This window comes from Stenotrophomonas sp. YJH_SMC_64, assembly GCF_059371375.1.
On the sequence record NZ_JCAFUN010000007.1, the window covers coordinates 232,247 to 248,352 of the forward strand.

Below are 16,106 nucleotides of genomic sequence, written 5' to 3' on the forward strand. Positions count from 1 at the left end.
CCGACACGCTCCGATCATGGGCCAGCAGTGCTCGATTCGACGATGCGCACCGGGCGCGCTAGGCCGTCGAATGCATCCACATAACGACGATGAAGCATCCCGTCCCGGCGCAGCTGGGTGTCCTGCATCGGCCGGATCTGGGTGGTCAGCGGATTCCCGCGTGGCGCCAGTTGCGTTCCATAGCGTGCGGGGTAGGGCCCCGATGCGGCTGCCTTCACATACCGGGTTTCCTGTACCACCAGGCCGGCACGGCGAAGGCGCTCGATCTGCAGGTCGCCGATGTTGGCGGTGTAGTCGTTGCCGAAGACATACTCGGCCTGCACGCCGTCGGGCCGGTTTTCCCAGGTTGTTGAAACGCAGTTGGAGGTGCAGCCACCGGTGAATGACCAGTGTGGTGAGTATGTGTACGTCCAGGAGGCGGGCTGGATGCCGGGCCCGGACAGGGTCTTGGATACCAGCGACTTGGCCATGTAGGCATTGGGAATGCCGAATGAGCCAAACCCGAAGTTGGAGGAACTAGTGCCGATGATGCCGCAGCTGCCAGGCGTGTTGTCCGATCCGTGGATCAACTGGCGAAGCGAGAACACCCCTTGTGCGCCGCTGGGATGGCGCATGGTGATCACATCGTTGAAGGCCGGGTCGCCGGCATCTTCCGAGCGGAATCCCGTTGCATTCTGCGCGCAGGAATTCATGTAGAAGCCTGGATTCAGGACGGGGGGCACCATCGTCCACGGCATGGCGCCCACATGGCGGTCGGTGGAGAAGGTCCAGCGCGACTGGTCGGGAAGTACGACTTCGTTGAGCGTGCGCCCCCAGTAGCTGTCGACGTAGTTGTAACGCCAGGTGCGATCCCCGGCCCGGACGGCGCCGATCTTGCCCTGCGCGTCATAGTCGATATCGATCCGGGCTCCGTCATTGGAAATGATCGCCAGCAGGCGGGTCGGGTTGGCACCGTCGTAGCTGTAACTGACCCAGTTGCCGTGGCGGTCCTCGACACGTGTCGCGTAGAGGAAGACATCGACGACCGGAACCAGCAGGTAGGGCTGCGATGTGCCATTGCCATTGCCATCACGATAGTACTCGTTGGCCAGCACGTCGTGCTGGTCGCGGACCGCCATCCAATCGAAGAAGTAACGGGTGCCATCGGTGGTCCGCACCACAAAACCTTCGCCGGTTCCATTCCTGATGGCTGGCAGGCAGCTGACGCGCCACTGGCTGGCCGAGGTGCCAATGTAGGTTGCCCCATCCTGGGGCAGGCTTGCCCCTGCTTCCTTCAGCAAAAGGGATTCATAACCGACCGCAGGGAGGTTGATGAAGATGCCGCTCCAATAGGTGTGCTTCGGGATGACCCGGGTGTTGAAGTCCGGTGACGGGCCCACCCACTCGGTCGGGGACAGGTTGCTGCCGCTGCAGCGGCCGCCGCCCGCCGCATTCCAGCCCCGGCGTTGATCGTAGGAGCCCATCATGTAGGGGGCATCGATCTCCCAGGACGCCCCCAGCGGGGCGGCAGCGCGATCCAGTCCCTGTTTCTGCTTCGGCGTTGTGCGGGTGAATGCGACCCGCATTCCACTGCTGGTCGGCACCACGACATCGGTCTGCGAGAACTGCAGCGTGCCATCCTTCCTGTTTAGGGAATCACCAAACAGATCATCGCCGAGCGCCGCGACCCGCGCACCCCGCAGGCGTTCGTCGTAGGTACGCTCGCTGCTTACGAATTCCTGTGCATCGGCCACGCCACACACCAGCAACAACGCTAGAACCGTACGCCGCATGTTCGTTCCCTCGTGATCGAATCCCCTCGCTTCGATGCCGCGGCATGTTGCCCGGCCCCATTGCATGCCGCTGGGATCGCAGTTTCAGTGACTGTGCGGAACGGCGCCCCAGCTCCCCTGTGGCGGTCTGCGTGGCCGAGTATGCAGGATTCTCCGCGGTGGCTTCCAGGGGGGCATGGTGCCCCCTGGCCAGGCGCACTTACAGCAGCGTTTTCAGCCGGTACAGCGCTTCCAGCGCCTGCTTCGGCGTCAGTTCGTCCGGATCGATCGCCGCCAGCGCTTCCTGCGCCTTGCTGGATGGCGCCGCGAACAGCCCGAACTGCTGCGGGGCATCCAGCGCCTGCGGCGCCAGCTCGGCGGCGTGGCTTTCAGCGCCGCGCTGTTCCAGCTCGGCCAGGCGACGCCGTGCCTGCGCCACAGTGGCGCGCGGCAGGCCGGCCAGTGCGGCCACCTGCAGGCCAAAGCTGCGGTTGGCCGGGCCGTCCTTCACTGCGTGCATGAACACCAGCGCTTCGCCGTGCTCGACCGCGTCCAGGTGCACGTTGGCGATGCCGCTGCGGCCGCCCTCATGCTGTTCGTCGGCCAGCGCGGTCAGCTCGAAGTAGTGGGTGGCGAACAGCGTGTAGCAGCGGTTCTGGTAGGCCAGGTGGCGGGCCACCGCGTCGGCCAGCGCCAGGCCATCGTAGGTGGAGGTGCCACGGCCGATCTCGTCCATCAGCACCAGCGAATGGGCGGTGGCGTGGTGCAGGATGTAGCTGGTCTCGGCCATCTCGACCATGAAGGTTGACTGCCCGCGGGCGAGGTCGTCGCCGGCGCCGATGCGGGTCAGGATGCGGTCGATCGGGCCGATCACCGCCCGGCTGGCCGGCACGAAGCTGCCGATGTGGGCCAGCAGAACGATCAGCGCATTTTGCCGCATGTAGGTCGATTTACCGCCCATGTTCGGGCCGGTGATGACCAGCATGCGACGGTCCGGATGCAGGTCCAGGTCATTGGGTTCGAACGGCTGTTCGCGTACCGCTTCGACCACTGGATGGCGGCCGCGTTCGATCTTCAGGCACGGCTCGGCCTGCAGTTCCGGGCGCGCCCAGTCCAGCGCCTGCGCGCGTTCGGCGAAGGCGGCCAGCACGTCCAGTTCGCTCAGCGCAGCGGCACACTGCTTCAGCGGTTCCAACTGCCCGCCAAGGGTGTCCAGCAGCTGCTCGTACAGGTACTTCTCGCGCGACAGCGAACGGTCGCGCGCGGACAGCACCTTGTCCTCGAATGCCTTCAGTTCTTCGGTGATGTAGCGCTCGGCATTGGTCAGCGTCTGGCGGCGGGTGTAGTGCACCGGCGCACGATCGGACTGGCCCTTGCTGATTTCGATGTAGTAACCGTGAACGCGGTTGTAGCCCACCTTCAGGGTGGGAATACCGCTGCTCTCGCGCTCGCGCAGTTCCAGGTCGACCAGGAACTGGTCGGCATGGGTGGACAGCCGGCGCAGCTCGTCCAGCTCTTCATCGAAGCCATCGGCCAGCACGCCGCCGTCGCTCAGCTTCAGCGGCGGCATGTCGGCGATGGCGCTGGCCAGCAGCTGCGCGCACGCGTCGTGTTCGCCCAGCGCCGCATGCAGGGCCTGCAGGCGCGGCGAGTCCAGCGGGGCCAGCACTTCGCGCACCGCCGGCAGCAGGCCCAGGCCGTCACGCAGGGTGGAGAAATCGCGCGGGCGCGCCGAGCGCAGCGCGACGCGGGTGAGGATGCGTTCCAGATCGCCGAGGCGGCGGAACTGCTCGCGGATGTCGGCGTCCGCACCGCGATCGATCAGGGTTTCCACCGCGTGGTGGCGCTGCACCAGCACCTCGCGCAGGCGCAGCGGGCGGTGCAGCCAGCGGCGCAGCAGGCGCCCACCCATGGGTGTCACCGTGCTGTCGAGCACGCCCAGCAGGGTATTGCGGGTATCACCGTCGACACGCGTGTCCAATTCCAGGTGGCGGCGGGTGGCGGCGTTCATCGCGATCGCCTCGCCGGCGGTTTCCATCGCGATCGAAGTCAGGTGCGGCAGGCGCTGCTTCTGGGTTTCCTCGACATAGCCGAGCAGGGCGCCGGCGGCGGCGGTGGCACGTGGCTTGTCATCGATACCGAAGCCGCTCAGATCGTGCAGCTTGAAGAAGTTCAGCAGCTGTCGGCGCCCGCTGTCCGCGTCGAACAGCCACGGCGCACGGCGGCGCACGCCGGTGCGCTGGCGCAGGAACTCCGGCCAGTTCTCCTCGTCGGGCACCAGCAGCTCGGCCGGCTCCAGCCGTGCCAGCTCGGCTTCCAGGGCGTCGTCGGTCTCCACTTCGTTGACCAGGAAGCGGCCACCGGCAAGGTCGGCCCAGGCCAGGCCGTAGCCCTGCTTGCTGCGCGACAACGCCATCAGCAGGGTGTCGCGGCGCTCGTCCAGCAGCGCTTCGTCGGTGACCGTGCCGGGGGTGACGATGCGCACCACCTTGCGTTCGACCAGGCCCTTGGCGAGCGCCGGGTCGCCGATCTGCTCGCAGATCGCCACCGACTCGCCCAGCGCCACCAGCCGTGCCAGGTAGCCTTCGTAGGCATGCACCGGCACGCCGGCCATCGGGATCGGTGCGCCGCCGGAGCTGCCACGCTGGGTCAGGGTGATGTCGAGCAGCCGCGCAGCCTTGCGCGCGTCGTCGTAGAACAGCTCGTAGAAGTCGCCCATGCGGAAGAACAGCAGCAGGTCCGGGTAGTCGGACTTGGCTGCGAAGAACTGCTTCATCAGCGGGGTGTGTTCGGCGGACTTGTCTTTTGACATGGGACTCGTGGATCAGGGCGTCCGGCCGCGCCGGGCGGCAGCGGCAGCGGAGCGGGTACAGGGCCGTCCATGGTAACTGCTGGGGCCGGTGGGCGCCGCTGCGGTTGGTGGGCATTGCCCGTGCGGAGCACACAGTCAGGCCGGAACCAGGGTGATCTGCCGGTGGCTTGCGAAGATCTCCATTACGATCCCGAAGTAGGTCTGGCCCTGGCCTCGTTGCAGGGCGTCCAGCTGGAGCGCAATGGTCCGCCTATTGAAGGTGCCCGGGGCTTCCAGCTTGGACTGCAGCCACTGACATGTGGTAGTTCGTCCCAGTGCGGCGCGGCTGTGCTCGATATCACCCCAGATCACCGTGGCCCGGTCGTGGCCGGCCAACACCCCATAGTCGCCATGCAGCAGGTCATCCAGGGCGTCCAGGCTTGGCCCGAGCTGCCAGTTCTCGCCGGCCATGAACACGCGGTTGATCTCCGCGTACAGGCTGGGGATGTCATTGATGGCGGCGCCTTCAATCTGTAGGACGATGGTCATGCTGCGACTGTAGCGTCAGCAGGCGGAAGCTGGCGTGCTGTAGGACCAGGGTTCGCGCCATGGCCCGAACGCGCAGCGTCCTGGGCGTTTGCGGCGTGTTGCCCCGCAGTCGACTGAATTTGCAATCTTTCCTATAGAAGTTCCTGAGGCGGCCGATACCCTTTGCGCCTTTCTGCGCTTCGCGTAGCGGCGTGCTGTCGCCTGTGCGTCGGCAGACCCGAATCAAGCCGGCACGTCGATGCATTGTCCTTTTCCGGACAGAGCGCCTGACGGCCTGCATCAATATCAGGAAAACACTGTGCGGTCAGGGAAGAAGCAGGCACGACAGGCGTGCCGTGGTGGTGGGTGGGTGGTGTTGCTTGGCATGACCTTCGGTGTTGCCGCCCAGCAGGCCGGTGATCCAGCCGCGCAGGAACTGCTGAGGCAACAGGAACGCGAACGCGTGCTGCGCGAGCAGCAGGAACAACGCCCCGACGTCCGCCTGGAGCGGAACGCGCAGAAGGAGGGCGACCGCCTGCCGGCGCAGGAGCGCCCCTGCGTGCGCATCGATCGCATCGTGCTGGAAGGCGAGGACAGCCAGCGCTTCGGCTGGGCACTGGCGGCTGCCGACCCGGTCGACGATCCGGCCACAGGCCGTTGCCTGGGGACCGAAGGCATCAACGTGGTGATGAAGCGCGTGCAGACCGCGATCATCGCCCGCGGCTATGTCACCACGCGGGTGCTGTCGGCACCGCAGGACCTCAACCAGGGCACGCTGACGTTGTCGGTGGTGCCAGGCCGGTTCCGCGAGGCCGTGTTCTCCGACCCGCAGGGACGGCATCCGGCCCTCGCCAATGCACTGCCGATCCGCAGCGGCGGCCTGCTCAACCTGCGCGACATCGAGCAGGGGCTGGAGAACCTGCAGCGCGTGCCCACCGTCAGCGCCGACATCAAGATCGCGCCGGCCGACGGCGAGGGCGCGGCGCCAGGCCAGAGCGACCTGCAGATCGACTGGACGCAGCGCTCACCGGTGCGCGCCAGCGTCACCCTGGACGATGCCGGCAGCCGCGGCACCGGCAAGCTGCAGGCCAATGCCACGCTGTCATTGGACAATCCGCTGGGCCTGAACGAGCTGTTCTACATCAGCGCCGGCCGTGGCGTGTTCAATGGCCGAGGCAAGGACACCAACAGCTGGACCGCGCACTACGACGTGCCCTACGGGTATTGGCTGTTCGGTGCCACCGCCAGCGCTTACGACTACAGCCAGAACGTGGTGGGTGCCTTTGAAAGCTATGACTACAGCGGCCGCAGCCAAAACGCCGAAGCGCGGGTAGACCGGCTTTTGCTGCGCAATGCCAAGGTCAAGTTCAGCGCCTACGCGCGCGGGTGGCAGCGAGAGTCGAAGAACTACATCGACGATACCGAGATCGAAGTACAGCGCCGCCGCACCGCGGGCTGGGAACTGGGCCTGACCCACAAGCAGTTCATCGGCAACGCCACGCTCGATGCCAGCGTGGCCTACCGGCGTGGCACGGGGGCCTTCCACGCCTTGCGCTCGCCAGAAGAGAAGGCGCAGCAGTGGGATCCGACGCTGCCGCTGGAAGGGACCTCGCGGATGAAGCTGATCACCGCCGACGCGCAGTTCAGCGTGCCGTTCCAGCTGGGCAGGCAGCGCCTGCGCTACACCGCCGCATGGCGGGCGCAGTGGAACCGCACGCCGCTCTCGCCACAGGACCGCTTCGCCATCGGCGGCCGCTATACCGTGCGCGGTTTCGATGGTGAAAGCTCGCTCAGCGGTGAGCGCGGCTGGTCGCTGCGCAACGATCTTTCGCTGGGCATCGGCGGTGGCCAGGAGTTCTACGTCGCCGCCGACTACGGCCGCATCGGCGGCCCATCCGCGCAGTGGCAGTCCGGCCGTGACCTGGCGGGCATGGCGCTGGGCCTGCGCGGCGGCTGGCAGCAGTTTTCCTGGGATGGCTTCGTCGGTTCGGCACTGCACAAGCCCGCCCATTTCCCCACCGACTACACCACATTCGGCTTCAGCCTGGCCTGGCGCTACTGATCTGCCACAAGGACACGTGACATGAACACTATCTATCGTCTGGTTTTCAACCGCGCGCTGCGCGTCTGGCAGGTGGCGTCGGAGCTGGTGAAGGGTGGCGGTGGCCTGGTCGGCCATGTGCCGGGCCGGCAGAGCGCCGCGCTGTCGCCGCTGGGCTTCGCACTGATGTGCTCACTGGGCTGGGTCAGCATGGTAACCCCTGCACTGGCGCAGTCCGATGCGCGCATCATTTCCGATCCCAATGCGCCGGGCCGTGAACGGCCGACGATGGTGACGGCCCCCAATGGTGTGCCGATGGTGAACATCACCACGCCGTCGGCGGCGGGTGTGTCGCGCAACCGCTATTCGCAGTTCGATGTCGGACGCGAGGGCGTCATCCTCAACAACGCCCGCGGCCAGGTGCAGACGCAGCTGGGGGGCTGGGTGCAGGGCAATCCGTGGCTTGCCACCGGCAGTGCGCGGGTCATCCTCAATGAAGTGAACGGTCCGGCCAGCCGGCTCAACGGCTACGTGGAAGTGGCCGGGCAGCGCGCCGAGGTGATCATCGCCAACCCGGCCGGCATCCAGGTCAACGGCGGCGGCTTCCTCAACGCCAGCCGCGTGACCCTGACCACCGGCACGCCGATGTTCACGGGTGCTGGGGTACTGGAGGGCTACCGCGTCACCGGTGGTGCGATCCAGATCGATGGAGAGGGTCTGGACACCAGCCGCGCTGACTACACCGACCTGATCACCCGGTCACTGAAGGTCAACGCCGGCATCTGGGCCAACCAGTTGCAGGCCACGCTGGGCAACACCGTGGTCAATGCCGACCACAGCCAGGCCAGCCTGATCCCGGCCAACGGCGAGGCACCGACCTTCGCGCTGGACGTGGGCGCTCTCGGCGGCATGTTCGCCAACAAGATCTGGCTGGTCGGCAACGAGCACGGTGTGGGCGTGCGCAATGCCGGCAGCATCGGCGCGCAGGTCGGTGAGCTGGTGGTGACGGTGGACGGCCGCCTGGAAAACACCGGCGCACTGCAGTCGCTGCAGAACGTGCGCTTGCAGGCGCGCGGTGATCTTGCAAATGCCGGCACCATCGCCGCCACGCGCGAGGTTGCGATCGACACCGGCGGCACGCTGGACAACAGCGGCGGCAAGCTCAACGCACAGCGCCTGCAGGTCGAGGCGCAGGGCCTGCGCAACCATGGCGGCAGCATTGAACAGACTGGTGTGCAGGCGCTGGCGCTCAAGGCCGAAGCGGCCCGCAACCGCAGCAACGGTCTGCTGGGTGCGCTGGATGCCGTCGCGTCCGGTGGCAACGGCGGTGGCCCAGGGGGCGGCACGTCGCCGGGCAGCGGCGGAGGAACGCCGGGAACCGGTGCCCCGGGTACGGGGACGCCGGGTACCGGCGGCGGCTCGACCGGCACGCCGACCTCGCCAGTGGTACCGATGGCCGAGGGCCTGATCGCCATCGCCGGCATGCTGGACAATGACGGCGGCAGCATCGCCAATGGTGGTGCGGTATCGCTCGCCGCACGTGCCGGACTCGACAACAGCGGCGGTCGCCTGGGAGTGAGCGCGCTGCAGGCTGGGGGCGAGCTGCGCAATGATGGCGGCACGCTGCAGGTGCATGGCGATGCCGCGTTGCATGTCGGCCTGTTGTCGAACCAGAAGGGTGCGCTGAGCGTGGCCGGCGGCCTGCGGCTGGATGCGCAGTCGCTCGACAACCGCGGGGGTGAATTGCGGCACGCCGGCAAGGCGGCATCGTCGTGGACGGTGCAGGGTCTGTTCAACAATGACGGCGGCCTGCTGGCCACCAACGCCGCGCAGTTGGCGCTGCAAGCAGGCCAGGTCGGCAATGCCGATGGCCGCATTGAACATGCCGGTGAGGGTGGCCTCACGCTGGACACGGGTGACTGGGCCGGTCCCGGTGGACGGCTGAGCACGGTGGGGCGCCTGCACTGGACGACTGGCAGCGCCGACCTGCGCAACGGTGCGCTCAGTGCGGCGGGATTCGACATCGTGGCTGGCATGCTGGACAACCGCGGCGGCAGCCTGCTGTCGCTCGGAACCGGCGCCAGTTCGGTGAAGGCGTCGAGCCTGGACAACGGCGCAGGTGGCACGTTGGCCGGCAACGGCGACCTGATAGTGACCGCGACCACGCTCGACAACAGCAAGGGCCTGGTGCAGCAGGCTGGCACCGGGCGCTTGAGCGTGCAGGCCGATACGCTGCATGGCAGCGAGGGGCGCCTGCTCAGCAACGGTGCACTGGTGCTGTCCGGCGGCGAGCTGGATGTGAGCGCCGGTACGACGTCGGCGCAGAGTGTGCAGATCCACGCCGATGTGCTGCGCAACCGCCAGGGCCAGATCGTCTCGCAGGGTGTCTCGGAGCTGGCACTGGACGTGCGCGAGGCGCTCGACAACCAGGGCGGCCAGATCGTCGGCAACGGCGGCCTGCGCATCGACGCCGGTCGCATCGACAACCAGAAGGGCACGCTGCAGTCGGCCGGAACGCAGGGCGTGGCGCTGACGGTGCGCGACACGCTGGATAACAGCGGCGGCGGCATCTCCGGCAATGGCCAGGTGCAGCTGCAGGTTGGCAGCCTGGTCAACCAGGGCGGCAAGGTGCTGGCGGCAGGCAGCGGCGCGCTGCAGGTGCAGGCACGAGAGCGCTTGGACAACAGCAACGGCGGCCGCCTGGCCGGTACCGGTGATCTGCGGCTGCAGGCGGCAAGCCTGGACAACCGCAGCGGTGCAATCGAACACGCCGGCGACGGTACGTTGCAGATCCGCGCCGACAGCCTGCAGGGTGCGGGCGGCCGCATCCTCAGCCAGTCGGCGCTGGAACTTGAGGGCGGCGACCTGCTGCTGGGGGCCGGCAGCACTACCCAGGCAGAGCGCATTGCCATCGATGCGCAGCGCTTGGACAACACCGGCGGCAACCTCAGCGCGACCGGCAGCGACGCGCTGCGGCTGCACGTGGCGCAGCGCGTGGACAACAGTGGCGGCACGATCGCCGGCAACGGGGCACTGGATGTGCAGGCCGGTGAACTGATCAACCGCACGGGCACGCTCAGCGGCGCCGGAACGGCCGACAGCACGTTGCAGATCGTCGGTGCGCTGGACAATCACGAAGGCACGATCGCCAGCAACGCCAACCGCCTGACGATCGCCGCCGCACGGCTGGACAACAGTGGCGGCAGTATCCGCCAGGCCGGCAACCAGGGCCTGGACATCACCACCGGCCGCCTGGACGGCAGCAAGGGCACGCTGGTCTCCTCGGCCACACTGACCTTGCGCGCCGACGACATGGATCATCGTGACGCGACGCTGGGCGCCGATCGCCTCGACCTGGAGGCCACCACGCTCGACAACGCCGGTGGCCGCATCATTGCCAGCGGCGAAGGCGCCAGTCGCGTCAAGGCGACGGCGCTGGGCAATGCCGGTGGCACGCTGGCCAGCAATGGCGACCTGACCCTGCTGGCCCGGACGCTGGACAACAGTGCAGGCAGGATCCAGCACGCCGGCAGTGGCCAGCTGCAGGTCTCGGCGCAGGCCCTGCTGGGCAAGGGCGGCAGCGTGCTCAGCAACGGCAGCTTCGTGCTGGATGGCGCCACGCTCGATCTGAGTGGAGCGACCACCTCGGCGCGTCGCGTCGCCATCAGCGCCGGCACCCTGACCACCGCCGGTGGCACGCTCACCGCAACCGGTGAAGATGCGCTGCGCCTGCGCGTGCAGGGTATGCTGGACAATCGCGGCGGTTCACTCGCCAGCAATGGCGCGCTGGATGTCATCGCGCAGCAGCTGAACAATGCGCAAGGCACGCTGCAGGGCGCAGGCACCGGGCACTCCACGCTGGCGATCGGCCAGGCGCTGGACAACCAGAAGGGCCGGATCCTGCTCGGCGGTGCCGGCACGGTCACCGCGGCCAGCCTTGGTAACCAGGGCGGCACCGTGCACGCGGGCGGCAGCGCGCTGGTGCTGGGCGTTGACGGTCGTCTCGACAATGGCGAGCAGGGCCTGCTGTCCAGCACCGGCATGGTGACCCTGGACGCCGGCAGTCTCGACAACCGCCACGGCACCCTGGTCGCTGGCAAGGACCTGACGGTGACCACGGCGGCAGGCGTGGACAACAGCGACGGCGCGATGCAGGCCGGCGAACGGCTGCAGCTGCAGGGTAACGGCCTGGACAACCAGCGGGGCACGCTGCTGGGTGGCCAGCTGGACATCGATACCCGCGGCCAGCGGCTGGACAACCGCGCCGGCACGCTGGGTACGCAGAAGGGCGCGCTGAGTGTGCACAGTGGCGTTCTGGACAACCAGGGCGGTCGCGTGCAGTCGGCGGCCGACCTGACCATCAACACGGCCGGGCAGGACATCGACAACCGTTTCACGGCCGGCAGCGGTGGGCTGCTGGCGGCCGGGAAGCTGCAGCTGGAAGGCGGTGTGCTGGACAACCGTGGCGGCGCAGTCAATGCACAAGGCGATGCGCGTCTGCTGCTGGCCCGCGTTGACAACAGTGCCGGTGGAACACTTGCCAGCGCTGCGGATCTTTCGCTGCGGGCGGCGAGCCTGGTCAATGCCGGTGGTCGCGTGCAGGCCGGACGCAACCTCGACCTGACCCTCGACGGGCACGTGGACAACGCCGCCGGCGCGATCACGGCCGGCCAGCGGTTGACCCTCACGGCCGCCAGCGTGGACAACCGCAACACCCGTGGCGGTGACGGCACGCGTGGGCTGCAGGCGGGCCAGCTGCAGTTCGGTGCACAGTGGCTGGACAACAGCCAGGGCCAGGTCGTCATCGACGGCAGTGCGCGGCTGCAGATCAACGGCCAGCTGCAGAACACCGGCGGCATGATCAGCACCGGCGGCAACCTGGACAGCCAGGCGGACAACGTCGCCAACAGCGGTGGCCTGCTGCGCGCTGATGGCAGCCAGACCCTGGTGGCACGTGTGCTCAGCGAAGATGGCCAGGTACATGCGCAGCGTGACCTCGGCCTCACCCTGCAGCAGGGCATGCGCCACCGTGGCGAATGGATCGCCAACGGCACGCTGTCGCTGAACCTGTCCGGCGACCTCGACAACCAGGGTATCGTGCGCGGTGGCAACCTCGACCTCAACGCCCAGAACATCATCAACGCAGCCTCGGGTGAGATCTCCAGCCAGGGTACGACCCACCTCAATGCCCGTGGCCAGCTGACCAACCGCGGCCTGATCGATGGCGCGCTGACGCACCTGGAGGCTGGCGAGATCGACAATCTCGGCACCGGACGCATCTACGGTGACCACGTGGCGATCTCCACCGGCGTGCTGAAGAACCGCGCCGAAGAGGCCGGTGGTGCCACCCGCGTCGGCACCGTGGCCGCACGCGAGCGGCTGGACCTGGGCGTGCGCGAACTGCAGAACACCGGCAAGGGCCTGATCTACAGCGGCGGCGATGCGGCCATCGGTGGCACGCTCGGCGCCGACCGGATCGCCAGCGGCATTGCCGGGCGGATCGACAACATCAGCTCGGTCATCGATGTGGGCGGCAATCTGTCCATCGATGCGCAGGTGGTCAACAACATCCGCGAGAACGTGGCGATCGCCCCGACCCAGGTCAAGACCATCGACACTACCGTCAACATGATGGTGGCGGCGTGGCAGAAGAACTCGAAGAACACCGCAGGCACGGTCAGCGATACCAGCAATTACAAGGCCTGGGAGTTCTATTACATCGCGCCGGAAGACGTGCTGCAGGACGAGCCCTACATCGCTCCGGACGGCACCCGCCTGGGCAAGGCGGTGGTTCGCCTGACCGCGAACACCTCGCGCTTCTTCTTCGGCTCTGGTGGATTGGGCTATGACGTGCGCGGTGAGCGCTGGCGCATGGATCCGGTCACCGGTACCGTCACGATCTATTACGTGAGCAAGGGTACCGCCGCCAATCCGGACCAGGTGCCGGGCGGCGATCCGTTCGACGTGCTGAAGTCGAAGGAGAAGTTCACCTACCAGAACGACCGCCTGACGTTCTCCAGCGCCTACGGTACCTGCAGCACTACCTGCATCCAGTTCATCACCCCGGCGTCGTTGAGCAATCCCGATGCGACCATCGTCGGTCGCCGCCAGCACACGCAGGAACACGGCCTCAATGAAGAAAAGCGCGTTGCCCACCACGTGGCCCATGAGGACCAGCTGCAGCCCGGTGCCGGTGCCGATGCGGTGATCCGTTCCGGCGGCAACATGCGCCTGTCGGTGGACGAGCTGAACAACCGCTACGCGCAGATTGCTGCGGGCGGCAATCTGCAGATCGTCGGTCACGGCGCCGACAGCCGTGTCAGTAACGTCGGTCTCGAATTGTTCCGCACGCATACCTTCAACAACACCTCCATCGCCTACGACGGCACCCGAACGCAATGGACCGCCGAGCCCATCTCCGAAAAGATCGGCCAGCTGGGGGGCCAGATTACCGCCAACGGCACGTTGAGCATCGATGTCGGTGACCTGAGCAACCTCAACCAGGGGCGCAACGCACCGAACGTGCAGAACGGTTCGGCCATGGCCAACCTCAACGTGCAGGGGCCCAAGGCGCTGCCGGATGGGCCGGGCCATGGCAGTGCGCAGGGGCCCGGCCAGTCCACCGGCACCGGTGCCGAACGCGCGCTGGCACAGGCGGCCGATGCCGCCGGTACCCAGCAGGGCGGCAACGTCGGCGGCGTGAGCGGCAACACCGGCACGTCTGGGCCGCGCGTAGTCGCGGCCAGTGGCGGATCGCCGGATCGCATCGCGATGGGCGCACCGGACACGCGCGCGCCGAGCGCCAGCCTGTTCAACGTCAATCCCAACGGTGGTCACTACCTGGTCGAGACCGATCCGCGCTTTACCGACCACAAGACCTGGCTGAGCTCGGACCACCTGCTGGGCCAGATGGGCTACTCGCCCGATACCGTGCAGAAGCGGCTGGGTGATGGGTACTACGAGCAGAAGTTGGTGCGTGAGCAGATCGGCCAGTTGACCGGTCGCCGCTTCCTCGACGGCTACGCCAGTGACGAGGCGCAGTACCGTGCTCTGCTGGAGGCCGGTGCCACGGTCGCCAGCGAATGGGGCCTGCGGCCCGGCGTGGCGCTGACCGAAGCGCAGATGGCACAGCTGACCAGCGACATCGTCTGGCTGGTCGAGCAGACCGTCACCCTGGCCGATGGCAGCACCACCACCGCGCTGGTGCCGCAGGTCTACCTGCGCCTGCGCCCGGGCGATCTGGACGGGCAGGGTGCACTGCTGGCCGGCGCCAATGTCGACATCAAGCTGGGCAATGGCCTGGTCAACACCGGCAACATCGCCGGCCGCAAGCTGGTGACCATCGATGCAGGCAACATCGAGCACCTTGGCGGCAGCATTTCCGGCCAGTATGTCGGGCTGTCGTCGGACAAGGACATCCGCATTGCCGGTGCCACCGTGACGGCCACCGATGCGCTGTCGGTCAAGGCCGCGGGCAATGTCACGGTGGCCTCCACGGTGGAGACACAGCGGGGCGGTGGCACCTACCAGTACGAGACCAACCGCATCGATCGGGTTGCTGGTCTGTATGTGACCAACCCCAGTGGCGACGGCATGCTGTCGGTGGTGGCTGGCGGTGACATCAGCCTGCAGGCCGCACAGATCCGCAACGCCGGCGCCGACGGCCTTACCCAGCTGGCCGCAGGCGGCACTCTGGATGTTGGCGCGATTGCGCTGGAAGAACGCCGCGACGCCACCTTCGATGAGCGCAACCACCAGCGCAGCAGCAGGACAACACATGCTGCCAGCTCGGTGCAGGGCGCTGGCGATGTGGTGCTGGCCGCTGGCAAGGACATCAACCTGGCCGCCGCGCAGATCAAAGCGGCGGGAGGTCTGGCATTGCAGGCCGGCGGTGACATCAACAGCCAGGCGCTGGTGGACAGTGAGAGCCGCGACTTCTCCAGTGCGGGCAAGCGCAGCTCGCTGCAGGTCAGCCAGCGTGATGAGACGGTGCGCGGCAGCCTGTTGCAGGCCGGGGACAATCTGCTGCTGACCGCGGGCCGGGACGTGAACCTGACAGCCGCGTTGGTCGACAGCAATGACGGCGCGGTAAGCGTGGCCGCGGGCCGCGACGTCAACCTGCTCTCGGCCAACGAGACGCACGACTACAGCCTGGACAGCTACGACAAGAAAAAGAAGACGCTTTCCAGTACCACCACCACGCGCAGCGTCGACAACAGCGACAGTTATGCCATCGGTACGGCGATCCAGGGCGAGCGCATCAACATCACCGCCGGCCGCGATCTGACTGCGGTTGGTGCGGTGGTCGATGCCACTGGTAATGTGATTCTGGGGGCGGGCAACAACGTATTGATCACCGCCGCAGAGGACCATCACAGCAGTGAGTCCAACGAGAGCAAGAAGAAATCCGGCGTTACCGGAGGCTTCGGCAACGGCGTGGCATCGGTCGGCTACAGTAGCGCGAAGAACAGCAGCACCCGCGCCGAGCAGTCCACCACCCAGGTGGGATCGGCGATCGCCTCGCGCGACGGCAATGTGCTGATCAATGCTGGCAACACGCTGACGATCGAGGCCTCGGACGTCGCCGCAGGCGAGAACCTGACACTGGTGGGCAAGGACATTGCGCTGCTGGCGCGACAGGACACCACGGACAACCAATCCAGTCAGGCCAGCAAGTCCAGCGGCTTCTCCGTGGGCGTGACCTACGACCCGACCAAGGCCTACCGCAGCGCCCGCGATTCGACCACCGACGGCATGGCCGACAGTGGCTCGGCGATGGGGCGGATCACCCGCACCGCTGAAGGCGCAGCCTCCGGCCTGCGCGCGGCCACGACTTCGACCGTGGTGACTGCCGGCAGCCAGCGCACCAACAGCGAACAGAGCCATTCGACCAGTGATGCCCGCGTCAGCCAGTTGGCTGCAGGCGGCGATCTCACGTTGATTGCCAACGGCGGCTCGATCCTCAGCCAGGGCACGCAGATGTCGGCCGAGGGCA

Annotated in this window: 5 protein-coding genes; 2 read left to right on the forward strand and 3 right to left on the reverse strand. The window is 67.2% G+C overall.

The window, feature by feature from the left end:
- Window positions 1–14: 14 nt before the first annotated feature.
- The 3 genes from AC5P9L_RS09715 to AC5P9L_RS09725 all read right to left on the reverse strand — a co-directional run bounded on the left by AC5P9L_RS09715 (window position 15) and on the right by AC5P9L_RS09725 (window position 5,091).
- Window positions 15–1,838 (reverse strand): hypothetical protein, encoded by a 1,824-nt coding sequence (locus AC5P9L_RS09715; protein ID WP_012479537.1) that lies wholly within the window; start codon window positions 1,836–1,838, stop codon window positions 15–17.
- 133 nt (window positions 1,839–1,971) lie between these two features.
- The gene (gene mutS / locus AC5P9L_RS09720) at window positions 1,972–4,563 is read right to left on the reverse strand and encodes a DNA mismatch repair protein MutS (protein WP_087802902.1); all 2,592 of its coding nucleotides are present in this window, start codon (window positions 4,561–4,563) and stop codon (window positions 1,972–1,974) included.
- Between the two features lie 135 nt (window positions 4,564–4,698).
- Complete coding sequence (locus AC5P9L_RS09725) at window positions 4,699–5,091, reverse strand: barstar family protein (RefSeq protein WP_005412662.1); 393 nt, start codon at window positions 5,089–5,091, stop codon at window positions 4,699–4,701.
- Between the two features lie 364 nt (window positions 5,092–5,455).
- On the opposite strand from AC5P9L_RS09725, the gene AC5P9L_RS09730 reads away from it, so the two are divergent.
- Together AC5P9L_RS09730 and AC5P9L_RS09735 are read left to right on the forward strand one after the other, a co-directional pair.
- Window positions 5,456–7,132, forward strand: a complete 1,677-nt coding sequence (locus tag AC5P9L_RS09730; protein WP_223846377.1) for a ShlB/FhaC/HecB family hemolysin secretion/activation protein — start codon at window positions 5,456–5,458, stop codon at window positions 7,130–7,132.
- Window positions 7,133–7,153: 21 nt separating this feature from the next.
- On the forward strand, window positions 7,154–16,106 hold an 8,953-nt coding region (locus tag AC5P9L_RS09735), incomplete at its 3' end, for a two-partner secretion domain-containing protein (RefSeq protein WP_495218047.1).

Bases quoted from the DNA above. Each gene is read 5' to 3' on its own strand.
- mutS (WP_087802902.1), bottom strand. From the start codon at position 4,563: ATGTCAAAAGACAAGTCCGCCGAACACACCCCGCTGATGAAGCAGTTC.
- AC5P9L_RS09715 (WP_012479537.1), bottom strand. From the start codon at position 1,838: ATGCAATGGGGCCGGGCAACATGCCGCGGCATCGAAGCGAGGGGATTC.
- AC5P9L_RS09725 (WP_005412662.1), bottom strand. From the start codon at position 5,091: ATGACCATCGTCCTACAGATTGAAGGCGCCGCCATCAATGACATCCCC.
- AC5P9L_RS09730 (WP_223846377.1), top strand. From the start codon at position 5,456: ATGACCTTCGGTGTTGCCGCCCAGCAGGCCGGTGATCCAGCCGCGCAG.